The organism is Polynucleobacter sp. MWH-UH23A (assembly GCF_040409805.1).
Classification (GTDB): Bacteria; Pseudomonadota; Gammaproteobacteria; order Burkholderiales; family Burkholderiaceae; genus Polynucleobacter.
In genome coordinates, this window is sequence record NZ_CP099572.1 from 637156 (window position 1) to 659847 (window position 22692).

Below are 22692 nucleotides of genomic sequence, written 5' to 3' on the forward strand. Positions count from 1 at the left end.
CGCTTTTTAAGACTTATAAAGAAATATGTAATTTCGCATTTATCGATTGACAATATGCATACCAAGGGTCGTACAGCAATACACTCAGACTCTAGCGCGCCATGTTCAACTTGTGCGCAACGCACTAGATGTGTCATTAATAAGATATCCACAAAAGAAGTAGGGATTCTTTCATCTTCTTATATATCTCGAAAATCACTTCAGGAGGGGCAGTACGTTTATAGAAGAGATGGTTTATTTACAAATGCCTATTCACTAAGGTTTGGCGCTGTGAAAAGTGAACTAGTTTTTCGTGATGGAATACCTCAGGTAACTCATTTTTCAGTGCCCGGTGAAGTGCTTGGATTAGATGGCCTTAGTAGCGGAAAATATCAGCTAGATGCGATCTGTTTGGGCTCCGTGGAGGTTTGTTCTATTCCCATAGCAGACGTCAAGGCTATGATCCAAAGCTATCCAGAGTTTATGAGTGAGCTGGCAAATGCACTTAGTGACTTGCTCAATATTTCATATGCTCACAATTACGATTTAATGAACTTGAGTTCATTGGAGAGGGTTGCCGACTTTCTAATTAATTACTCCAACAGGTTGAGCACGGTTGGGTATGATCGCGATCACTTTATATTGCCCATGTCACGACCTGACTTGGCTAATTATTTGGGTATTACTGTTGAAACCTTAAGCAGATCTCTATCGCATTTAGAGAAAATAAATGTCATTAAATCCAAAAATCGCGAAATTACGTTTATATCTAGATCGCCAATCTTTGAAATGCCAAACTCAATAACACTAAGAGAGCGCCATGAGCTGACAAAAAGTGGAGCTCATTCATATCCCCCCATAAAAGAGAGAAGAAAGCCATGAGGAATTAGTGTGCCTGGTGTCTTTGTGGGCTAGTCCGCTGTATCGGTAGTATCTTTATGACGCTCATAGCTTTGCAATATCTTCTCTCTAAAAGTTAGATCTTCAAAAATTAGCTTTTCTAGTTCCTCGGCATGTCTTTTTGATGTTTCACCAGGCTGTTCAGTAAGCCAATCATATATGTCGATAATTTTTTTCATATTAAACATGTGATAAATCTCCTAACTTACTCCGAACATCGCCATTAATAGAACGATGGGTGAGAGGATTTGAACCCCTATGACACTCCTATTGAGATTGCCGTTCTACCATTGAACTACACCCACCTTAAAGGGCATGGCCTAGATATTGTTACCGCGCTAGTAAAAGATTTCGATCTATTCCCTTTGTCATAAATCGAACTACATATCACCGTCCACAGCTACTTTATAAGTCAGCTAGTGATTTAAATTTTGATCCGCATCAAATTTTCTTCAATTTTTCAAGTTGTCTAGAGTGTATCGATAGGCTGAAGAAATTGGCAAAGATCCAATGTTCAATATTTAGAAATATTTTAAATATTTTGATTTATATCAAACATGACGGTATTGATGGATATAAATTGAAGACGTCTAAACAAATATATGAATGAATAAGGACGCACTTGTATGTATAAAAAAATTCTAGTAGCAGTTGATGGTAGTGACACCAGTAAATTAGCTCTTAAAGAGGCAATGAATCTGGCTGGAGATTGTGGATCAATATTGCGGATTGTTTATGTAGTTGATATCTACAACATGTATGCAGAAGCTGAGTATATGAATTACAAGGAAGTACAAAAATCCCTAGAGCGCGAAGGAGAAATGGTTTTGGAGAGAGCAAAGCGTAGCTTGAAGCAGTCGGGTATTTCATTTAGCCAGCATCTGATAAAGACCAGCTCGAGGAAGCCAAGAGTTGCCGAGACAATTGTGGCTGATGCAGATAAATGGAAGGCCGACCTGATAGTCGTTGGTACGCACGGTAGGCGTGGATTTAGTCGCTTTTTACTGGGAAGTGTTGCTGAGTCTATTGCGAGAGTGGCTACTAAGCCAGTGTTATTAATTCGCGGCAAGGGCAATTAGAGATCTCGTCAAGTAGGTTGTTATGAATCAAATGATGGATGGTTTTATGTTGAGTGGGATGGGCATCATTGGAATTCTTGTAGTAGTGGCGCTGATTCTGTCGGTGGCGGCATTGTGTAAATACCTGTTTTCGAATGAGAAGTAGGTGGATGCGGATTTAATTAAGAACTATTGTATGAAAACAATTAATTTAAATGTACAAGGCATATCTTCAGCAGCATCAATCAAGATTATTGAGCAAGCATTAAAAGCAATCGAAGACATATCTAGCATTCATGTTGATTGGGAGTCTGGCAGGATTCAGATTCAACGCGAGATGTCACAATCGGATGACATTATTCATGCCTTAAATGTCGCAGGTTGTCTAGCAAGTCTAGACCTTGATGAACAGGACTCTACTTAGGAGAGTACAAAATGAAAACGATGTTACATGCTAGCGCAGGAATATTTGCGATATTTTGTTTATTGGCATTTTTATCAGCAATTCTTGTCTCTGAGATTTACTATGCGCCACAGGATGTAATAGCCGTTCAGAAGACAATTTTGCAGGCTATGTGGGCTTATATACCTCTAATCTTATTTGCTGGAGCAATTGGTTATGAATTGGGTAATGAAAGAAAAGGCAATATTGTTCAAGCCAAAAAGAGGCGAATGACTGCAATTTGTCTAATCAGCATCTTTCTTTTATTTCCAAGCGTATTTGTATTAGCAACTCAGTCCGCTGACGATATTAGAAATACGGTGTTTTATGGATTGGAAGCTTTTGAGCTAGTTCTCATGGCTTTTGTGGTTATCTTACTAGCCTTGAATGCCCGAGATGGAAGTAGGCTAACTGCCGATAGACCAACGCAACCCTAACGATTGGATTCGGATCGAATTTTTAACGTCAAGATGCTACCAGCTAAAAGTAGACTCAAGGAGTTGGATAAGATGAGCGGCCATTTATGAATCAATATCCCGTATAAAAGCCATGTTGCAGCGCCGGCTGTAAAGAGTGAGTACACAAAGATTGAAATGCAATGAAAGTTTTGGCTTTTCCAAATCTGGTGGGCTTGCGGAATGAGGGCGACACCGGTAATCGCTGCCGCGAGAAAGCCTATATATTCAATGATCTGCGCTGAATCTAGCATGTCATTCCATCAATAACTTGCTACTATCCCATCGCTTGGTCGATAAATTGATTCAATTGAGTAGATTGAAGGGCGCCGCTAACTCTATTGATCTCTTTACCATTCTTAAATAGCGCAAGAGTGGGAATGGAGCGAATGTTAAATTTCGCACCTATTGCAGGGTATTTTTCAGTATCAATTTTTACGTGAGCTATCTTATTGGAGCGTGCGGCGGCGCTTGCTTCAAATGTGGGCGCAAACATCTTGCAGGGGCCACACCAAGGAGCCCAAAAATCAACAATGACAGGCAGGCTAGAGTCCTTCATTAGCTCCTCAAAGGCTAGTTCATCGGGGGAGATTGGAAGAGCTAGAAGATCTTTTTTGCACGCACCACATGTAGGTGCGCTAGCAATTTTTTCAATTGGGAAACGATTTCCTTTGCTGCAGTGTGGGCATGAAACAATCATTTTTTCACTCCTTAGGTGATCAAAGCAAAATAAGCTCAACAGGAATATTCCCCCTGGTGGCATTTGAATAAGGACAAACCTTATGGGCCTCATCAATGATTTTCTGTGCGAGACTTCTTTCAACCCCAGGCAAAGAGATGCTTAATTTCACAGCAATTCCAAAGCCTAAAGGAGTTGGCCCAATATCAACACTCGCGTCGATGAAGGTATCGCTAGGTACATTCACTTCCATCGGGCCCGCCACAAACCGCATTGCGCCAAGAAAGCATGCAGAATAGCCAACAGCAAATAGTTGCTCTGGGTTGGTGCCAGTACCAGAGCCACCCATTTCCTTGGGTGGCGTAAGCACTACATCTACATGCCCATCATCTGTGCGTGAGTGACCGTCTCTACCCCCGGTGGTGTGAGCATGAGCGGTATAAACAACTTTATCTAGTTTGGTAAGCATATAAGCTCCTTTATTGACCCTGTGGGTAAATGTCTTATCTCAGTAGGCTATTTAAAAGATCTACCGTCTCAGCCCAGTCAGCATTTTTCGAGCATTCATCACGTAGAAAAGCAGCTTGACTTGGTTTCCAGAAGGGTGCATTAGATAGCAAAATCCCATTACCCAGAGGAGAGTGAGTTTTAATAAATTCGTTAATTGAGTTTGAATCAGAAGCTAATCCTAGTTGATTAAATAATTCTTTAAGAGGATGGTTTGGCGATTCCATAAGTTTTTCTCCTTAGTGAGAATTTATATTTCAGACTATTTGTTGTTTTACCAGGCCCACAAGGACTATTCCCTTACTTTGGCAATCAAATTTTCTTTGTATCCACAACCATCTTCAATTGCCAAACGAAGTGCTTCAAGTTCAAAAGCGCTTGCATCTACCTCATTTTGATTTAACTGCATCGAATTAGTATTGCCTTCTAGATTAATGATGTAAGTCCAGACAACTTCAGGAGACCAGTCCCTAGTGAAAATATCGACAATTCGTTTCATGATTTAGCCCTTGTTGATTTATCGGATAAATATTGGATTCCGCAACAACACACTTATTCGCCTTTGGACGCCTCAATTGCTACTTTGATGACAACTTCATCGCTAATCTGTGGCGAATATTTACCCATGTTGAAGTCTGATCTTTGGATTACCGCTACGGCATTTGCGCCAAAGTGCTCTTTTCCAGTAATTGGGTGCTTTCCGTATTCAAAATGGATTACTTCCAGTGTGACGTGTTCGCAGATATCTTTTATTGTTAAGACACCATGAACTGCCGTGACCTTTGAGCCCTCGAATTCAACTTTATCCGAGACAAATGTGGCCTTCGGATACTCTGAGGTATTGAGAAACTCAATGCCCTGAATATGGGAGTTGAATAATTCAGAGCCAGTATTGACGGATCTTGTGTCAATCTCAATATTCACAGACCCGTTTTGTGATTTCAAATTGAGCTTGATAACCCCGCTAAGCTTGTCAAATCGGCTAATTTGCCTTGAGAAGCCAAAATGGCAATACTCGAAATAAGCAAAGGTGTGGCCAGGATCTAATACAAATAGTTGATTAGTTTTTGTCATATATGACTCCTTAATAATTGATGCAAAATTAAATTGCGGTAACTACTAGTACGCCTAAGGTAATTTTTTCCTCAAACTGTTCACGTTTAAGGTAAGCGGCCTCACCGGTTGATTTAAGGATCGAAAGGCCAGTGCTTGAATCAAAACTGGCTTCATAGTCGCCCGGTGCAATGGGTGAGAATCCAATATCAGTGCCATCAAAAGCATGTCTACGTCCTAAAAATCCTTGATTTACATGTACTTGCATAGTGAGGCTCCTTCAGGGTCAATAAAGCGGTTAATTTCTTTTATTTGACATTCATTACCAATTCTTTAAGTCAATGATCTCGTTGGCTTCAAAAAATTTCTTGATATGTATCAAAAATATTCGAGAGATTCTTTGAATTAATTGATACGTATCAAAATAATTTTTTCCTTGAGTTTTATCTTGGTTCATACACCAATTGGTGTTTATGAAAATTCATATAGGTAAACGAGGAGATGTAAATGAACAAAATTATTCAAAAAATCATGGTGGCTACTTTTGGGGTTGCATTGACTTCGGGTGTCTATGCGGCTGATATGGGGAGGATTACGATTTTGTCGCCCAAAAATGATGCAATCGTAAATGCTCGATCCGTTGTAAAACTTTCTTATAAGGTGGCCTTAGGCCCCGAAGGAAACCACCTTCACGTCTATGTTGATGATCAAAAGCCAATTGTTGATCGCAATGTGAGTGGCTGCCCATGCACTGTTGATTTGCCAGCACTATCACCTGGTATGCATGTGGTGGTTGTAAAAGAGGCACGCGCCGATCATAGTTTGACTGGCGTTGAGGCATCAACCATTGTTACTGCTAAATAAAGATATGCAATCGCTACTCTACGCCCTTATTCAGGCAATTCATAACATTGGCGCTGTAGTCATTGTCGGAGTAGGGGCGTATGGTTTATTTTTTGCGATAGGCGAATATAGGCGTTTATTGGCTGGGGTGCAAGCATTTGCCTGGGTTATACAAGGAATTACTGGCGGAGCATTTGGTCTAACCACCTTTCATTATTACCACCAGCTACCGGACATCCATGGCACAGCTATTGCGGTGCTGCTAATCAAAATTGCTTGCGTGATATTGGGTTTCATATTCTCCGCAACATATGTGATTTATTGCACTCGCTTTTCAAAAACGATTGAAAAGATTTATTGGTGGCCTATGTTTATGTTTGGTGTTCTAGCACTTATTTCTGCTGCATTTTTGAGATGGTTTTCATAAGTTCAAAGCAAATTATTGCACTTGGTTACTTGGATATTTAAAAGGAATTCACATGGAACATAAATTACCGGTCTTACCATACGGGCTTGATGCGTTAGAACCATATATCTCCAAGGAGACTATGGAATATCACTATGGCAAGCATCACCAGGCTTATGTCAACAATCTCAATGCCCTAATTGTGGGAACAGGATTTGAAAATTTAAGCCTCGAAGAAATTATTAAAAATGCATCTGGCCCCATTTTTAATAATGCCGCTCAAGTTTGGAATCATACGTTTTATTGGATGTGCATGGAGCCCTCTACCCCGGAAGTTCCCTTTGGAAAGCTAGGCAAAGCAATCAATGCAAAGTGGGGCTCATATGACGCATTTGTTGAAGAATTTTCCAAAATTGCAGTTGGAACTTTTGGTTCTGGCTGGGCATGGTTGGTTAAGAAAGCTGATGGATCATTAGAGATTGAATCAACCAGTAATGCTGGTACGCCACTTACCTCGGGATCAAAGCCATTATTGGTCTGCGATGTCTGGGAGCATGCATATTACATCGACTATAGAAATGCGCGACCTCATTATTTGCATAGTTTTTGGCGGTTAGTGAACTGGGAATTTGTTGAGAAGAATTTTGAATAAAAAGAATTGATATCGAGGTGCTGCAAATGGTTGATCTAACTGTAATTGATGCATCAGCCAAGATTTTGGATGGTAAAGACGGGGATTATGACGCCCTAATGAAGCAAATCGGGGGCTCCAGAATCGTGTTGTTAGGCGAGGCATCGCATGGGACTGCTGAGTTTTATCGCGAAAGAATTCGAATTACACAAAGATTGATTGTCGAAAAAGGCTTTACAGCTGTTGTTATAGAAGGGGATTGGCCTGACGCATATAGAGTAAATCGATACGTTCGCAGCCAAAGCAACGATAGTTCTGCAGATGAAGCTTTATCAGGATTTAAGAGATTTCCTACATGGATGTGGCGAAATACTGAAGTTCTGAGATTTGTGGAGTGGCTACATAGACATAATGACTCAGTAATTTTTGATCGAGATAAAGTTGGCTTTTTCGGAATTGATCTTTATAGCTTATTCACATCCATTGATGAGGTGCTTAAGTACTTAGATAAAGTTGATCCACCTGCTGCAATCGCTGCTAGAGAGCGGTATGCCTGCTTTGACCACTTTGATAGAAGCAGTGAGCTGTATGGGTATTCTCAAAGTGTTAAAGGTGCCGCCGCTTCATGCGAGCCTCAAGTGGTGGCTCAATTGGTCGAACTTTATAGAAAAAGTGATCAATATCTTGCTCATAAAGGTGCAGAAGAAACAGATGCTCTGTTCTATGCTCAGCAAAATGCAAGGTTGATCAAAAATGCGGAAGAGTATTACCGCAATATGTTTAATCGTAGTGTTTCATCGTGGAATATGCGTGACCAACATATGGCTGAGATCTTAGTAAATCTAGATAGGCACATCACAGATATACGAAGTGAACCATCCAAAATCATAGTGTGGGCACATAACTCACATCTTGGCGATGCGCGTGCTACAGAGATGGGTGAGCGCGGTGAATTAAACGTCGGTCAGCTAATGCGCCAGACTTATGGGCGGGAAGTCTATTCGGTTGGCTTTACAACTTACCATGGAACTGTGACGGCGGCATCAGATTGGGGTGCTCCAGTCCAGAGGAAAAGGGTTCGCCAAGCACTTCATGCGAGTTATGAAAATTATTTCCACCAGGTAGGCATCAATACGTTCTATTTGCCTATTAAAAATAACTACCTACTGCATGAAACACTTTCGTATGAGGCTCACCTAGAAAGGGCTATTGGGGTGATTTACTCTCCAAATACTGAGCGCCATAGTCACTATTTTCATGCAAACCTATCCAAGCAATTTGATTCAATCATTCACATAGATGAGTCACATGCTTTAAAGCCTCTGGAGTTAACAAGCCACTGGATAAATGGTGAATCTCCAGAAACATATCCAAGGGGTTTATAGAACAGAGCATAAAGAACTGATATGAGTAATACACACCTAACTCTTCGCTCTGTGGCAATTGATACCTATCGGGAAAACGTCGCTTATTTGCATCGTGATTGCTGTGTTTATCACGCAGAAGGGTTTCAGGCTCTATCTAAGATTGCTGTAAAGGCTGGTGAAAGTCAAATACTGGCGACCTTAAACGTCGTTGATGATCTTTCAATTGTTGGAGATACCGAAATTGGATTATCTGAGGATGCATTCAAGCAATTAGGCGTTGAAAGTGGACACGCAGTTTCGGTTTCGCAAGCGGAGCCACCCGCATCAATGGGATCTTTATTTCGAAAAATAAATGGCGAACGCCTTGATGCAGGGAGTTTCTTGCAGATAGTTAAGGACATTTCAAGACGGCTGTATTCCAAGATTGAGCTTACGGCATTTGTAGTGGCCACCAATCGCGGGGAGATGGATCGTGAGGAGGCTTACTTTTTAACTAAAGCGATGATTGAGTGTGGGCGTCGCCTATCTTGGAATCAGCAGATTGTGGTTGATAAGCACTGCATCGGAGGCATTCCCGGCAATCGGACATCTATGTTGGTCATACCCATCTTAGCAGCTCATGGAATGCTGTGCCCAAAAACATCATCGCGAGCTATTACTTCGCCGGCTGGTACTGCCGACACCATGGAAGTCTTAGCCAAGGTAGACCTTTCCTATGAAAAAGTCTTGGAGATTGCTTTAAAAAATCATGCCTGCCTAGTCTGGGGAGGTGCCTCTGATCTATCGCCGGCTGATGATGTATTGATTTCTGTAGAGCGGCCATTGGCTCTTGATTCTCCTGGTCAAATGGTTGCCTCGATTCTTTCTAAAAAAATCGCAGCAGGTTCAACTTACCTGCTGTTAGATATTCCGCTTGGGCCTACCGCCAAAGTGAGCTTGATGCAGGAAGCTCAAAACTTAAGGCGTCTATTTGAATATGTCGCTTCTCGGCTGAATCTCTCATTAGACGTGGTTATTACTGATGGTCGTCAGCCAATTGGTTTTGGTGTAGGCCCAGCTCTAGAGGCAAGAGATGTCATGCGGGTTCTGGAAAACGATCCAAAGGCACCAAATGATTTGCGCCAGAAAGCCCTGAGGTTGGCCGGTCGACTCTTAGAGCAAGATCCCGATATAAGGGGAGGAGATGGTTTTGCCGTAGCAAGAGATATTTTGGATTCTGGTAGGGCATTAGCAAAGATGAATGCCATCATTGAGGCACAGGGCTCAAATCATTTTGATTATAAAAATCCTCCTTTAGGAAAGCTGACATTTGAAGTCCTCTCTCCAGATTCTGGCGTTATTGCCTCGATAGACAACTTGCAAATATCACGTATTGCAAGATTAGCTGGAGCCCCAAAAATACAAGGAGCAGGCGTCGATCTGATTTACAAATTGGGTGATAAGGTCAATAAGGGGGATGCTTTGTATCGTATTCATTCTGGAATTGAGGCTGATCTTGTATTTGCGAAAGCACTATGTAGTAAATCAATTGGTTACAAAATTGGCCTCGCAGAAGAAATTTCTCATGTATTTGTGGAATTCTGATGAATAGTGCTGATCTAATTTACTTCCAAAGCCAAACAATGTCTGCATTATTTTTGGCTAAATTAATGCATCTTGAGTCAGGTCCTATTTTGCGACATGATTTTCTAGATGGTGAGTTTAAATTGCAACTGCCAGAAAACTTATCAAGTAGTGTTTACATTTACTACACCCTGGATCATCCAAGTGATAAGTTTCTTGAATTATTATTTGCCGCCCGAACTGCTAGGCATATGGGCGTTCAGAACCTAACCCTAATTGCCCCATATTTGTCTTATATGCGGCAAGATGCTGCATTTCATCCTGGTGAGGTTATTAGTCAGCGAATCATTGGGGACTTATTGGCATCATTATTTGATGTTGTCATTACTGTAGATCCTCACTTACATCGAATTACAAAATTGGAGGAGGCTATACCAGTAGAGCATGCCCTTGTAGTAAGTGCTGCACCTCTATTAGGTCAATTCGCAGCACTAAAGAGGGCTAATCCATTATTAATAGGCCCTGACTCTGAGTCTATTCAATGGATAGAGCAGGCGGCTTTAGCAAATCAACTAGATTATGCGGTAGCCAAAAAGATTCGACACAGCGATGAAAAGGTGGAGATCAAGCTCCCTAAAACTAAAGTGAAAGATCGCCATGTTGTTTTGCTAGATGATATTGCTAGTAGTGGGCATACCTTAGCGAGTGCTGTCGATCTCATATTGAGAAAAGGGGCTAAAACAGTAGATGTTGCTGTGACTCATGCCTTAATCAATGCCGATACCTATGATCTCTTAAAACTCTCTGGCATAGAAAACATCTGGAGTACAGATTCAGTAATTCACTCAACCAATGTAGTGAGCATCCTGCCTGATATTGCCAGAGCATTAATGAGTCTCAATAAAGATTAGTTCATATGTATTCAATATCAGGAGATGAACATGAATAGCTTACCAGTTGGAAATCGCACTTGTTTATACGAAACTCATCAAATGGTTGAGGTCATTGATCGTATGTCATCAAAAGCAGCTGCTCTGGTTCGTAACACTAAAAGATTAGCTGTTATAGGAGTGCTTCGCCGTGGAGCCCCGTTGGCAGATATGCTTACAGAGCGCCTGATAAATGATTATCAAATGCCAGCGCCCCTCAGATTTGATTTATTAGTAAAGCGTTATGGAGATGATTTAACGCTCATCCATGCTGAGACGCATTTGCAGTCTAATGAGACTTTGGAATCAACAGACTTAACTGACTGCACATTGCTCATCGTTGATGATGTTCTTTATACCGGACATTCATTGCTAAGGGTGGTTGATTATTTGATGAAGAAAACCCCCGCAAGAATTCTGATTGCCTGCCTTGTCGATAGAAAAGTAAATGTATTGCCAATCAAGGCCGAGATTGTAGGTGTTGATATTCAAATTGCGGCTGGTGATGTTGTTGAATGCCATGTGCCGCCGTATGAGCCTACATTTGGCATCCAGCTATTACAGCTTAAATCTAAAAATAATGAAAGTTTATGATGAACTTCAAGAATAGAGTGCAAGCCGCTCATCTGCTTGCACGAAGCCTATCTCAATACATAGGATTTAATCCACTAGTGCTCGCGATTCCACGTGGAGGCGTACCACTAGGAAGAGTTATTGCTGATATTTTGGGTGGCGAACTGGATGTTTTGATGGTTCGAAAACTGGGTGCGCCAATGGATTCAGAATTGGCTATTGGCGCTGTTACTGAAGAGGGTGAAGTTTTTGTTTCATCTTTGGCTGAAAAGGTTGGTGCTACCGATGAATACATAGAGTCCGAAGTTTGTCGGCAGATTTATTTGATGCACCGTCGAAGGGCTTTATATACGCCAGTGAGAGCTCCAATTAGCCCCCGAGACCGGATTGTTATTGTGGTGGATGATGGACTTGCAACTGGTGCAACAATGGCAGCAGGACTTAGGGAACTCAGAAACCAGATGCCGCGAAGATTAATTTGCGCTGTTCCAGTAGCAGCTGAAAACTCTATTGAGCTGGTTAGAACTTATTGTGATGAATTTATATGTTTGCTACAAGAAATTAGATTTACTGGTGTTGGCGCCTACTACGAGGATTTTTCACAAGTAGAAGATAGTGAGGTGATAGCGCTTTTAGCTGGTGCTCAAGAGATCTAAAAATGCCAGTACTGCGCAAATCAATCAAAAATTTATTATTAACTTGCTTACTAATAATTGGGGGGACGCCGTTTATTGCGATAGCTGATAAGGGGTTGAGTGACTCGTCAGCAATAACGCAGCAAGAACTATCAAAAGAATTTTCAGTTTTAGTGACGCCGTATTTGGATACCCCTGAGTCAGTCTCGGCTGAATATGCGGCTCATTTAGAGAGGGCGCTCAAAGGCGCCAATATTTGGCTTGAACATCAGCAATTTGTAATTCTAGTTGACCGAAATCCTAATATTCAGGCTGCATTTCTTTACCTGGGATCTGAAAAGGAGGGCTGGTCGCTTTTGGGGGTTGCGCCCATTTCCTCTGGCTTGCCAGGCAAATTTGAGCACTTTTTAACGCCTATTGGTGTATTTGAGCATTCATTAGATAACCCTGACTTTCGTGCATTAGGTACAAAGAATGAGCTGGGCTTTCGGGGTTATGGTGAAAAGGGGATGCGCGTATATGACTTTGGTTGGATTGCCGCACAAAGAACCTGGGGTAAAAAAGAGATAGGTGTGTTGAGGTTGCAGATGCATGCAACCGATCCGGAGTTGGCTGAGAATCTACTTGGAACACCCCGCTCAGAAGGTTGTATTCGTATACCAGCCACATTGAATCAATATATTGATCATTATGGCGTGCTTGATGCTCAATATGATAAGGCAGCATCTCAGGGCTCTCGTTTTTGGGTGTTGGCTAAAAATCGCACCGTCACTCCATTTTCAGGAAAGTATTTGGTGGTGATTGATACAAATCAAAATAGCAAGCCCGAATGGTCTAAACCACTAAAAAAGAAAGCAAATCATCAATTCATCCGCTGAAATTACATAAATCTTCCAGGGATACAGCAATTTATTCAATATTTTGATTTGCATCAAAAATTAAACTCCTCGCCTAAATAAGATGAATAAAGGAGCTTAAAGATTTGAATTTTTCAAATATTGACTGGCTCATTTGCGGAGGAGTAAGTGAGTAAAACATCAAGAAAGCATTTGGCAATTGAGGAAATTCCATCAGCTGACCAATTTGTTGATGCAATTCATCATGTGGATGATGATTTTTCTGGCAGTGATTTGCTTCAATCTACGCCAAAAGGACTTATTTACAGTCTTCTAGAGACATTGGGTTCAATTGCGGGTGACCCAGATCTACCAAGTCATCTTAGATCGGGATATGAGGGTGCAATAGAACTGGCTCGAGATGTAGAGGCAAGGATTGAGTAGATCGGCTAGGGCAATTGTCTAACCAGATTATTTAATAAATCAATAGGCTCAGCCCAATCTGCATCTTTTAATAATTCATCTCTTAAAAAATCTTTTTGAACAGGACTCCACCATTGTGCATCAGCCAAAAGAATCGATTTATCTAGCGGAGCATGAGACTTTATGAATAGTTCAATGTCGGAGCATTTATTAGGTAGGCCTAACTGCATGAAAAGATCTTGCAGTGATTCAAATGGTTTATTCATGGCATCTCCTTCTCAATGCCTTAGTTATACGCCTTTAAAAAATAATTCACAAGAGCGTGAAGTAGTGCTCATAAATGAAATAAGAAGGTCATGATGGATACCAGAATTGAGCATGATTCTATGGGGGATATAGAGGTCTCTAATGAGAACTTATGGGGATCTCAAACCCAGCGCGCCTTAATGCATTTTGATATTTCAACTGAAAAGATACCACTAGAATTTCTTTGGGCGTTAGCGCAAGTGAAGCGTGCCTGCATCTTGGCAAATATTAAGCTTGGTTTGTTTTCAATGCGCAAAGGTGAGCCATTGTTACTCGCCGTTGAAGAGGTACTTATGAAGTTACATTGGGCAGACTTTCCGCTGTCTTTGTGGCAAACAGGGTCGGCCACTCAAACTAATATGAATATGAATGAGGTTATAGCCAATCTTGCCTCTAGGTTCATGGGTGGTGAGATGGGCGCGAAACGTCTCATTCATCCAAATGATGATGTAAATGCAGGCCAATCTTCAAATGATGTCATTCCAACAGCAATACATGTTGCAGGTGTCTGGGCGATTAAAAAGAATCTACTGCCCATATTGGGCGATTTGATTGCAACCTTTTCAAGAAAGGCAAAGGATTTTTCTGAAATTACGAAAGTTGGTAGAACGCATCTTCAAGATGCGGTGCCATTGACATTGGGGCAGGAATTCTCTGGTTACGTTACCCAGTTAGAGATGGCTCGCTGGGCCATTCAGCTTGAGCTACAAGGACTATCTGAACTAGCAATAGGTGGCACTGCAGTAGGCACTGGAATTAATTCATCGCAGCAATTTGCCAAATTAGTAGTAGAGAATTTGACTCTAGGAACAGAGATTTCATTTACTGAAGCAACAAATAAGTTTGCTGCATTAGCAGGTAGCGATTCGGTCGTGCTGATGCATGGTGCCCTTAAAGCTCTTGCAACGGCATTAATGAAGATATCTACGGACATCAGGTGGATGGCTTCGGGTCCTAGGGCGGGATTGGGAGAAATTAGGATTCCAGAAAATGAACCTGGTAGCTCAATCATGCCTGGAAAAGTAAACCCAACTCAGTGCGAGATGTTAGCCATGGTTTGCTATCAAGTCATGGGAAATGATGTGACCATTGCTATGGGTGCCGCATCCGGAAATTTTGAGCTTAATGCATTTAGGCCACTCATACTACATAACTTTTTACAAAGCATTCGAATTCTTTCTGACGGCATGAATTCATTTAATCAATACTGCGCCAAAGGGGTAGAGCCAAATCTTGAGCGTATCAACGATTTAATGAATTCCTCGTTGATGCTGGCTACAGCATTGTCTCCCCATATAGGCTATGACAAAGCGTCAACTATTGCTAAAACCGCTCATGAGAAAGGAGTCGGCTTAAGAGATGCTGCGATTGCAAGTGGACTTGTATCAGAGTCGAATTTCGATAGATGGGTTGTACCCGAAAAGTTAACCAAAAGTAATTAGAGGTGAGTGAGGTAATAGTTATCTTTTCAAGGACATGTTGAAAGGTAAGTATTTTTATTGATGTGATTTAAGGAGATAAGCATGGATAACATGAACAATCAAATTGCAGTGGATTCATTAAATAGAATCATGGAGCTAGAGCTAGCTGGGGTGGTTAAATATACTCACTACTCTTTAATGGTCTACGGGTACAACCGAATTCCAATTGTGGAATGGCTCAAGGGTAACGCAACTGAGAGTCTAGATCATGCCCATAGAGCGGGGGAGCTTGTAACTTTATTGGGCGGTCACCCATCATTAAAAATTGGCCCCTTGCTAGAGACAGAAAAGCATGACATTGGCGATATTTTGCGTGAGAGTTTGGAGCATGAAACGATTGCTCTGGCTGCCTACTATGACTTATTAAAAATTGCCACACGCACGCATCCAGAAACTAGTGGAGTGCAATCAGTATTGCTCGATGAGTATGCAAGAGAGCTAATTGTCCAGGAGGAAATGCATCTAGATGAAGTCAATAAGATGCTTAGAAAGCCAGGAGAAATTAATTCCTTTTGCCATAAAACTTAAGGAGGGGTGAAATGAAAACCCTGCAAATTGCCATCATTGTTGGAAGTCTACGAAAAGAGTCTATTAATCGCCAACTGGCTAATGCCATTGTATGTATGGCAACCACTAACGTTAGTTTTCATTTTGTTGAAATTGGGGATCTACCCCTTTACAACCAGGATGAGGATGATCATCAATCTAATTCAGTATTGCGAATGAAATCAGAAATTGAGAATAGCGATGGCGTTTTATTTGTAACGCCAGAGTACAACCGATCAATACCAGGTGTACTTAAAAATGCACTAGATCATGGTTCACGTCCATATGGTCAGAATTCCTGGGATAAAAAGCCTGCCGCCATTATTGGTATTTCACCAAGCCCTGTAGGCACAGCGCTTGCCCAGCAACATTTACGCGGAGTGCTTGCAACCTTAAATATGCCGACTTTATGTCAGCCTGAAATGTTTATACAAATGAAGGAGGGCTTTTTTGATAAGTCTGGAAATATCTCCGAAGCAAGCGAGAAATTTATCGAACGCTGGATTGCCGTAATGCTTGAGTGGATGTCCCTTAATCAGCACCCCTAAAGATTGTTTTCATGAAATTCAACATTGAACTAAAGGATTCTCAAAACAATCGTGAAGAGCTTATTCGGATTGCTATTGGGGTCATGATTGTTCGCGGCCTAGAGCCAGAGTTCTCAGTTGATGCCTTGAAGGAATTGGAGGAAATAGATGGTCCATTTGATAAGTTTGGAGACGCTTTTCGAGATTTGAGAGATCTTTTATGGTGCTCTATAGATAACGATGATTCACGTGATTTAGACCAGTTAACAGTAGCTGAGAGGCTTGATGATGGGTCTATCAAACTGCTAGTTGCAATTGCTGATGTGGATTCCATTGTGAAAAGAAATAGCTCAATTGATAGTCATGCATATATCAATACTCGTTCGGTCTATACGTCGGCTCGAATTTTTCCAATGTTGCCTTTAAGGTTATCAAATGATCTAACGTCATTAAATCCAGGCCAAGATCGCCCTGCAATGATCTGTGAAATGCATTTTTCTCAAGAGGGAGAGTTGCTCAGGGATTCGATTTATCTAGCGCAGGTTAGAAATAAAGCCCAGCTTGCTTACGATTCAGTTTCGGCATGGCTCGATAGTAAAGATCATATGCCTAGAACGATCAAGGCTGTGAAGGGCCTAGATGAGCAGCTTCGCATACAGGATGAGCTTGCACAAAAGCTAAGAATCAAAAGACACGACAAAGGTTCGCTTGAATTTGACATCTTTCAACCAAGGGCCACCTTTATTGATGACAAAATTTCAGAGATTTCGCAGCAAGCTCATAATCGTGCTCGCCAACTGATAGAAGAATTCATGATCGCAACAAATGGGTGCACTTCGCGCTTTCTTGCGGATGCAGGCATCTTCTCGATGAGGCGGGTAGTCAGATCTCCTGAGAGGTGGTTGCGAATTGTGCAAGTTGCAGCAGATCTTGGTTATAAGCTTCCAAATGAGGCTGATTCACAAGCCCTAGAAGAATTCTTGGCCAAGCAGCATCACAAGGATCCAATACGTTTTCCAGACTTATCTTTAGTTATTGTGAAGTTGATGGGTTCTGGCGAATATATTGTTGAAAAGCCCAGCGGTAAGGCGGTTGGCCATTTTGGCTTGGCTGTAACTGACTATATGCACTCAACAGCGCCTAATCGGCGTTACCCCGATTTAATTACTTTACGACTTATTAAATCGGTGCTCGCCAGTATAAAGCCTCCTTATTCAATTGATGAATTAAAGGAATTGGCGCTACATTGCACATTGCAAGAAGATATCAGTAAGCGGGTAGAGCGCCAAGTTAGAAAGTCGGAGGCCGCTTTGCTGCTCAGTTCTCGTATTGGCCAATACTTTGATGGCATTGTTTCTGGAGTGAATGATAAAGGGGTTTGGGTGCGGATATTTAATCCTCCAGTGGAGGGGAAGATTGTGAGTAGCCCAGGTGAATTTAAGGTTGGCCACCTCATGAGGGTCAAGCTTATCTCAACTAATGTTGAGCGAGGCTTCATTGATTTTGTAGTTACTGGCTAGTTGACATGTTCCAATTTCTAGCGGCTATTCGTGATTTGCCAAAAACAGTTTGGTTAATTGGTCTAATTAGTCTTGTAAATGATTCAGCTAGCGAGATGCTTTATCCATTACTGCCGCTTTACTTAACCTCTGTATTGATGGCTGGGCCAAAAGTACTGGGTTTGATAGAAGGAATTGCGGAATCTACCTCCAGCCTGCTTAAGCTTGTTTCTGGGGTTGTTGTTGATAAAACCAAAAAAACTAAACCTTGGATAGTTGTCGGTTATTTTTTGGCGGGAGTTGGTCGGCCGTTAATTGCTTTTATTAATTCCTGGGAGTGGTTACTCCTCATTCGATTTACTGATCGAATTGGTAAGGGTTTACGTAGTTCACCCAGAGATGCTCTATTGGCTGAAAGTGCAGCTAAAGATCAAAGGGGTCTGGTTTTTGGCTTTCATAGGTCTATGGATAATGCCGGCGCTGTTTTTGGGCCGCTGATTGCAGCATATCTCTTATATCTACAAGTACCCCTGCGAGACATATTCCTTTGGGCAATCATTCCAGCATTGGTAACGCTTGGTTTAGCTCTATCTTTGAATGAGCCGCGCAAAAGAGAGCAAATTCAAACCCCTGTATTTCAGTGGAGTCTAGAGGGCCTCCCGACTGAATTCAAGCGCTACCTATTGGTGGCTGGAATATTTACCCTGGGTAATTCGTCTGATATGTTTTTACTTTTAAGAGCTCGCGAGATTGGCGTTCCTCAGGCGCAAATACCATTGCTATGGGCTGGCGTTTCGTTGGTCATCACATTATTTGGTGCTCCATTGTCGGCAATATCTGATCGATATGGACGAAAGCGATTCATATTGATTTCATGGGCAAGTTTTGTCGTTTTTTATTTTGGTATGGGCCTTCCATCGCTATCAGTCTTCAGTCTTTATGCGCTATTTGGACTATATGGATTATTCAAGGCAGCTTCAGAGGGCGTAGAGAAGGCATTAGTAGCAGATTTGGCGCCTATTGGTAGGGCGGGTGCAGCATTTGGTTGGTTCAATTTAGTCAATGGCGTGATGGTTCTCCCGGCATCGCTAATTTTTGGTGAAATATATGAATCGATTAGTGCAAGTTATGCATTTATTTTTTCAGGTACATGTGCAGTTATATCAATTGGACTATTGAAAGTTTGGGTATTCAAGAGCAAGATGAACAGAGAGTAAAGAAATAGGCACTTAAAAGGAGTGATCATGTTTAAAAATCTATTGGTTCCTGTAAGCCCAGAGTCAATCACCAAAAAAGAACTAAAAGCGGCTATTAAATTAGCCAAGGCGGATGATGCCAAGATTAGTTTGGTTTATGTTACGGATCCCGTTATTCCTTACTCCTCATCCGAAGTTCAGTCGGCACTCTCACTATCGTCAATTGAATATAAAAAGGTGAGCGCAGAATTTGCTAAACGAGTGTTAGCTAAAGCAAAGGCAGCCATTGGTTCCGACATTAGGGTGGGCGAGTTTCATATTTATCACCCTAATATCTCGGATGGAATTATTGAGGCCGCTAAAAAAGCTAAAGCTGATGTAATTGTGATGGCTTCGCATAAAAGAACTGGGTTGCGTGGAATATTTATGAGAAGCGAAGCTCAAGAAGTTATCTTGCATAGCAAAATTCCCGTTCTTGTATTGGGTTAACAGGGCTACAAGATAACGTACCGCCCGTCAATTAATAAAAAATTATGCATAAGTCACAATATCAGAGCATCAAATTCAAAATAAAAACTGGATTTTGTTTTGCAATTCTGATTATTTTCAGCGCAACGGCTTATCAGATTTATTTGATGTGGCAGGACAACTTGAGACTTGCATCGTTAGAAATTTCTCATACTGTAAAGATGGCTAATGTCCTTATTGAAGATGCTCTTATTGACGGCACCAAGCTATTAGATATTGCCAAGTTGGATTTGATGGCTAGCAAAGGAAAAGAAAAATATAGTAGTCAATATATTGAGGAGTCTCTTAAAAAATCTGTAGCAAAATTTCAAGTAAGTAGCTGGTTTAATGTCTATGGAAATTTATTGTTTGTAGATGCCGACGGAAATGTCTTGGCACAAACTGATGGACCACTCAAGAAAGATATCAATGTAGCGGATCGCTATTACTTCCAGACTTTGAAGGATAAGCGTCAGGAATCAATTGCCATCAGTCCTGAGGTTACCGGTAAATCAAATGGGAAAAGAGTCTTTCATCTGGCCAGCTCCATTGTTGATGAGAAGGGAGTTTTTACAGGGCTATTGGTAATACAGGTTGATGCACAAAGATTTAAGGATGACTTGGTTGTTGCTTTGGGTGATGGCTATGAGTCTATGGGACTCTATCTTGCAAATGGGAAACCAATATTCTCTCTTAGCGAGCAGGGAGCCGGCATATCTGAATCCATAATTCGCAGGATTGAATCTGATAAAACTCATGGCCAATCTATGTTGCTCTCTAGTAAGCAAGCTCTAGGTTTGGGGGAAATTATTGCCAACTCAGAGCTTTCTAAGCTTGGTGCATATACAATTGCCGAAACCTCAACCAGAGCGGTATGGGTGCAGACTATTAGCTCAGGCTTAAGATTTTTAACATTGGTTCTAATTAGCTGTTTGCTAGTGGGGTATTTTGTATACCACCTACTTAAATCTATCTCAAAAATTGAAGCTGAAAATCATCTTGCCATTCATGATGCTTTGACGCATTTGCCAAATCGGCGCTATTTTGATGAGATGTTCCCCAAAATTCAAGGCGACTGCAGAAGATCACATAAGCCGCTTAGTGTACTTTTTATTGATATTGATAAATTCAAAGAATTTAACGATGTTTATGGTCATGAGTGCGGTGATAAGGTATTAAAAGTGGTTGCTCGTTCAATTATGAGTATTAAGAAAAGACCATTAGATTTCTTTTGTCGCTATGGTGGTGAGGAGTTTTTATTTGTTTTGCCAGATACCGACGAACAAGGATCAGTCCATTATGCCCAGGAAATTCTAGATGTCATTAGATGTCAGGATATAACAGTTAAAAATAGTGATGTGGTTAATGTCACTGTGAGCATTGGTATTGCAACAGATCCAGATGGCACAAATAATTTAAGTGATGATCTTATAAAGAGTGCTGATATTGCTATGTATGTTGCAAAGCAATCGGGCAGAGATAGATATGAAATATTTCGAAATGAATTTGTGTAACAGGAGGGATGAGCCAATATAGACCATTGACCCTATTAAAATGAATTTAACAGTTGAGCCGCTTTATTTGATTTCCATCATCGTTAATTTAACGGTGGGGATATTTGTAATATATCTATTTAGAGGTCAGGACGATAGATCAGCCCGGTACTGGTTTTTAGGTGCTTTTACCCTATCTCTAGGCGTTGCATTAATTCTGTTTCGCTCATACCTGCCGGCAGTACTCAGCTATTCAGCAGCCCATTTTCTCTCAACATCCTCTTCGATTCTATTTGGGTTTAGTTTAATTCTGATTGGCAATCGAAAGGCTAAGTTTCCAGCTATATCTTTGCTTATATGCCTGGGTTATAGTGCGCTGCTTTTCTATTTGGTGCAATCTGGTAGAAGTGATGCAGTTCCAATGATTATTGCTGGAGCCTGGAGTATTTCGCTGGTTGTAGCGGGCTTAATGTCTTTTATGGCAAATAAAGAATTAAAGAACACCTATATAGATTTGATGACATGGTTATTTGCTGTGTCGGCAATTCTTTGGTTGATTCGGATCCCCCCCTTGGTTGCTGGTTTTACTGTCAATCTTGCTGACCCAGGCCTAATAAACAGCGTAACCCTCGTGGCAATTATTGTTTTGGGAATATTACGTGAAATGGTCTATATGGGAATTAGGTTATCAGAGGCATTTAAAGGGTCCCTTAGAAGCGAGATTATTAAAACTGGGGAAACTGAGGAGGCATTGCTTACCAGCTTAATAGCTTTAGCCTCAAAGAGAGATAATGAAACCGGCAATCATATTGTTCGTACTGCAAATTATGTAAAGATCATTGCATTAAGACTTAGAGCTATGGGCCACTATGTAGATTTTTTAACCGATTCCCGAATACAGGATTTTTATCGAGCAGCGCCATTGCATGATATTGGTAAAGTTGGTATTCCTGACTCTATTTTGAAAAATCCAGGCAGTTTGAATGCTGATGAGCGCGAAATTATGAAGACTCATGCCTCAATTGGCGAATCAATTTTGTTAACTGTTAAAGAAAAGTTTTCCCACTCCCCAGGATTCCTTGATCATGCTATCGAAATTTCTGGCGGGCATCATGAGAGATGGGATGGCAAAGGATACCCAAGGGGTTTGCGTGGCTCTGATATACCCCTAGCTGCCCGCATCATGACTGTGGCCGATGTTTATGACGCCTTAGTGAGTCGTCGAATCTACAAAGAACCTTGGGCCCACTTTGACGCCTGTGAGGAGATTGCGAAATTGAGTGGCACTAAGTTTGAGCCAATAATTGTTGAGGCTTTAATGCAAGAAAAGGAGGCGCTAGATCGAATTCAGGCTACTTATCAAGATGGGTTGATGTAAACATTGCCTATAAACACTTGGCTTTCAGTAACACCACACTTTACTTTTTAATGTATGCATTTATTAGGATCAAACCATCAAGCCTAGTTGCTGAGCATTGCTAAGGGTAACTTTTATCGCCTGAGTTCACTGCTCGCAAACTGTAAACTCCTTTCTTAGGGATCGCTATTCTGACCTGCTGCTCTAATAATCCATTGGTCTCAGGTTTTATTCTAAGTGGGCCCACCAGAAAACAAACCTTTATTGGCAACAGTAGATTTTTATTAAATATTGAAAAGTGTGCGATTGAATCGCCAACAGCAAACCCTTGTGTAGTAAGGGTCGTAATTTTTGAGATTTTGTTGAGCTGAGGCGAATCGCCCGCAAATTCTTATTCTATATGGTGGGTCGGGCGAGATTCGAACTCGCGACCAACGGATTAAAAGTCCGCTGCTCTACCGACTGAGCTACCGACCCAGTTAAGCCATAAATTATAGCAAG

General features: G+C 41.3%; 31 protein-coding genes and 1 tRNA gene. 22 read left to right on the plus strand and 10 right to left on the minus strand.

Features of this window, described 5'->3' with window-relative positions; translation table 11 throughout:
* Positions 1–54: 54 nt before the first annotated feature.
* On the plus strand, positions 55–861 hold the full coding sequence (locus NHB35_RS03455; RefSeq protein WP_353433011.1) for a Crp/Fnr family transcriptional regulator: 807 nt from the start codon (positions 55–57) through the stop codon (positions 859–861).
* A gap of 29 nt (positions 862–890) precedes the next feature.
* On the opposite strand, the gene NHB35_RS03460 is transcribed toward NHB35_RS03455, so the two are convergent.
* The gene (locus NHB35_RS03460) at positions 891–1067 is read right to left on the minus strand and encodes a hypothetical protein (protein ID WP_353433012.1); all 177 of its coding nucleotides are present in this window, start codon (positions 1065–1067) and stop codon (positions 891–893) included.
* A 438-nt stretch (positions 1068–1505) separates the two neighbouring features.
* On the opposite strand from NHB35_RS03460, the gene NHB35_RS03465 reads away from it, so the two are divergent.
* From NHB35_RS03465 to NHB35_RS03475, 3 genes are all read left to right on the plus strand, one after another.
* Positions 1506–1958: a universal stress protein gene (locus NHB35_RS03465; protein ID WP_353433013.1), complete on the plus strand. Its 453-nt coding sequence runs from the start codon at positions 1506–1508 to the stop codon at positions 1956–1958.
* A 175-nt stretch (positions 1959–2133) separates the two neighbouring features.
* Positions 2134–2361 (plus strand): hypothetical protein, encoded by a 228-nt coding sequence (locus NHB35_RS03470; RefSeq protein WP_353433014.1) that lies wholly within the window; start codon positions 2134–2136, stop codon positions 2359–2361.
* 11 nt (positions 2362–2372) lie between these two features.
* Positions 2373–2816 (plus strand): hypothetical protein, encoded by a 444-nt coding sequence (locus tag NHB35_RS03475; RefSeq protein WP_353433015.1) that lies wholly within the window; start codon positions 2373–2375, stop codon positions 2814–2816.
* Here NHB35_RS03475 and NHB35_RS03480 read toward each other — a convergent pair.
* The 7 genes from NHB35_RS03480 to NHB35_RS03510 all read right to left on the minus strand — a co-directional run bounded on the left by NHB35_RS03480 (position 2813) and on the right by NHB35_RS03510 (position 5341).
* On the minus strand, positions 2813–3088 hold the full coding sequence (locus NHB35_RS03480; protein WP_353433016.1) for a SemiSWEET transporter: 276 nt from the start codon (positions 3086–3088) through the stop codon (positions 2813–2815). The two genes, NHB35_RS03475 and NHB35_RS03480, sit on opposite strands and share 4 nt — an antisense overlap.
* 23 nt (positions 3089–3111) lie before the next feature.
* A complete protein-coding gene (gene trxC / locus NHB35_RS03485) occupies positions 3112–3534 on the minus strand; it encodes a thioredoxin TrxC (protein ID WP_353433017.1) in 423 nt (140 codons plus the stop codon).
* Positions 3535–3553: 19 nt separating this feature from the next.
* A complete protein-coding gene (locus NHB35_RS03490) occupies positions 3554–3982 on the minus strand; it encodes an organic hydroperoxide resistance protein (RefSeq protein WP_353433018.1) in 429 nt (142 codons plus the stop codon).
* A gap of 34 nt (positions 3983–4016) precedes the next feature.
* Positions 4017–4247, minus strand: a complete 231-nt coding sequence (locus NHB35_RS03495) for a DUF2789 domain-containing protein (RefSeq protein ID WP_353433019.1) — start codon at positions 4245–4247, stop codon at positions 4017–4019.
* A 65-nt stretch (positions 4248–4312) separates the two neighbouring features.
* A complete protein-coding gene (locus NHB35_RS03500) occupies positions 4313–4519 on the minus strand; it encodes a hypothetical protein (RefSeq protein WP_353433020.1) in 207 nt (68 codons plus the stop codon).
* A gap of 53 nt (positions 4520–4572) precedes the next feature.
* Entirely contained in the window at positions 4573–5094 is a 522-nt protein-coding gene (locus NHB35_RS03505) for a YceI family protein (RefSeq protein ID WP_353433021.1), read from the minus strand.
* A 28-nt stretch (positions 5095–5122) separates the two neighbouring features.
* A complete protein-coding gene (locus NHB35_RS03510) occupies positions 5123–5341 on the minus strand; it encodes a hypothetical protein (protein WP_353433022.1) in 219 nt (72 codons plus the stop codon).
* Positions 5342–5580: 239 nt separating this feature from the next.
* Between NHB35_RS03510 and NHB35_RS03515 the strand changes: the two genes are divergently transcribed.
* The 10 genes from NHB35_RS03515 to NHB35_RS03560 all read left to right on the plus strand — a co-directional run bounded on the left by NHB35_RS03515 (position 5581) and on the right by NHB35_RS03560 (position 13300).
* A complete protein-coding gene (locus NHB35_RS03515) occupies positions 5581–5937 on the plus strand; it encodes a hypothetical protein (protein ID WP_353433023.1) in 357 nt (118 codons plus the stop codon).
* Positions 5938–5941: 4 nt separating this feature from the next.
* The gene (locus NHB35_RS03520; RefSeq protein WP_353433025.1) at positions 5942–6343 is read left to right on the plus strand and encodes a hypothetical protein; all 402 of its coding nucleotides are present in this window, start codon (positions 5942–5944) and stop codon (positions 6341–6343) included.
* Between the two features lie 52 nt (positions 6344–6395).
* Positions 6396–6974, plus strand: a complete 579-nt coding sequence (locus NHB35_RS03525) for a Fe-Mn family superoxide dismutase (protein WP_353433026.1) — start codon at positions 6396–6398, stop codon at positions 6972–6974.
* A 26-nt stretch (positions 6975–7000) separates the two neighbouring features.
* Positions 7001–8338 carry an erythromycin esterase family protein gene (locus tag NHB35_RS03530; protein WP_353433027.1) on the plus strand — a complete coding sequence of 446 codons (1338 nt, stop codon included), beginning with the start codon at positions 7001–7003 and terminating at the stop codon, positions 8336–8338.
* Positions 8339–8359: 21 nt separating this feature from the next.
* Positions 8360–9904 (plus strand): thymidine phosphorylase family protein, encoded by a 1545-nt coding sequence (locus NHB35_RS03535; RefSeq protein ID WP_353433028.1) that lies wholly within the window; start codon positions 8360–8362, stop codon positions 9902–9904.
* Positions 9904–10794 carry a ribose-phosphate diphosphokinase gene (locus NHB35_RS03540; RefSeq protein ID WP_353433029.1) on the plus strand — a complete coding sequence of 297 codons (891 nt, stop codon included), beginning with the start codon at positions 9904–9906 and terminating at the stop codon, positions 10792–10794. The genes NHB35_RS03535 and NHB35_RS03540 overlap by 1 nt, the downstream gene beginning before the upstream one ends.
* A gap of 30 nt (positions 10795–10824) precedes the next feature.
* The gene (locus NHB35_RS03545; RefSeq protein WP_353433030.1) at positions 10825–11406 is read left to right on the plus strand and encodes a phosphoribosyltransferase family protein; all 582 of its coding nucleotides are present in this window, start codon (positions 10825–10827) and stop codon (positions 11404–11406) included.
* Positions 11403–12041: a phosphoribosyltransferase family protein gene (locus NHB35_RS03550; protein ID WP_353433031.1), complete on the plus strand. Its 639-nt coding sequence runs from the start codon at positions 11403–11405 to the stop codon at positions 12039–12041. The genes NHB35_RS03545 and NHB35_RS03550 overlap by 4 nt, the downstream gene beginning before the upstream one ends.
* A 95-nt stretch (positions 12042–12136) precedes the next feature.
* Positions 12137–12898, plus strand: coding sequence for a L,D-transpeptidase (locus NHB35_RS03555; RefSeq protein ID WP_353433032.1), 762 nt, complete (start codon positions 12137–12139; stop codon positions 12896–12898).
* Between the two features lie 147 nt (positions 12899–13045).
* Complete coding sequence (locus NHB35_RS03560) at positions 13046–13300, plus strand: hypothetical protein (protein ID WP_353433033.1); 255 nt, start codon at positions 13046–13048, stop codon at positions 13298–13300.
* A gap of 5 nt (positions 13301–13305) precedes the next feature.
* Here the strand turns inward: NHB35_RS03560 and NHB35_RS03565 are convergent, their stop codons facing one another.
* Positions 13306–13545 (minus strand): DUF2789 family protein, encoded by a 240-nt coding sequence (locus NHB35_RS03565; RefSeq protein WP_353433034.1) that lies wholly within the window; start codon positions 13543–13545, stop codon positions 13306–13308.
* 93 nt (positions 13546–13638) lie between these two features.
* On the opposite strand from NHB35_RS03565, the gene fumC reads away from it, so the two are divergent.
* From fumC to NHB35_RS03605, 8 genes are all read left to right on the plus strand, one after another.
* Positions 13639–15027 (plus strand): class II fumarate hydratase, encoded by a 1389-nt coding sequence (gene fumC, locus NHB35_RS03570; RefSeq protein ID WP_353433381.1) that lies wholly within the window; start codon positions 13639–13641, stop codon positions 15025–15027.
* A gap of 81 nt (positions 15028–15108) precedes the next feature.
* A complete protein-coding gene (locus NHB35_RS03575; RefSeq protein ID WP_353433035.1) occupies positions 15109–15594 on the plus strand; it encodes a ferritin-like domain-containing protein in 486 nt (161 codons plus the stop codon).
* 11 nt (positions 15595–15605) lie between these two features.
* Entirely contained in the window at positions 15606–16160 is a 555-nt protein-coding gene (locus NHB35_RS03580; protein ID WP_353433036.1) for an NAD(P)H-dependent oxidoreductase, read from the plus strand.
* A gap of 11 nt (positions 16161–16171) precedes the next feature.
* Positions 16172–17659 carry an RNB domain-containing ribonuclease gene (locus tag NHB35_RS03585; RefSeq protein WP_353433037.1) on the plus strand — a complete coding sequence of 496 codons (1488 nt, stop codon included), beginning with the start codon at positions 16172–16174 and terminating at the stop codon, positions 17657–17659.
* Positions 17660–17664: 5 nt separating this feature from the next.
* Complete coding sequence (locus NHB35_RS03590) at positions 17665–18855, plus strand: MFS transporter (RefSeq protein ID WP_353433038.1); 1191 nt, start codon at positions 17665–17667, stop codon at positions 18853–18855.
* 27 nt (positions 18856–18882) lie between these two features.
* Positions 18883–19323 (plus strand): universal stress protein, encoded by a 441-nt coding sequence (locus NHB35_RS03595; RefSeq protein WP_353433039.1) that lies wholly within the window; start codon positions 18883–18885, stop codon positions 19321–19323.
* A gap of 44 nt (positions 19324–19367) precedes the next feature.
* Complete coding sequence (locus tag NHB35_RS03600) at positions 19368–20855, plus strand: diguanylate cyclase (RefSeq protein ID WP_353433040.1); 1488 nt, start codon at positions 19368–19370, stop codon at positions 20853–20855.
* 40 nt (positions 20856–20895) lie between these two features.
* Positions 20896–22212: an HD domain-containing phosphohydrolase gene (locus NHB35_RS03605; RefSeq protein WP_353433041.1), complete on the plus strand. Its 1317-nt coding sequence runs from the start codon at positions 20896–20898 to the stop codon at positions 22210–22212.
* A gap of 380 nt (positions 22213–22592) precedes the next feature.
* Here the strand turns inward: NHB35_RS03605 and NHB35_RS03610 are convergent.
* Positions 22593–22668 (minus strand) — tRNA-Lys (locus tag NHB35_RS03610).
* Positions 22669–22692: the final 24 nt, after the last annotated feature.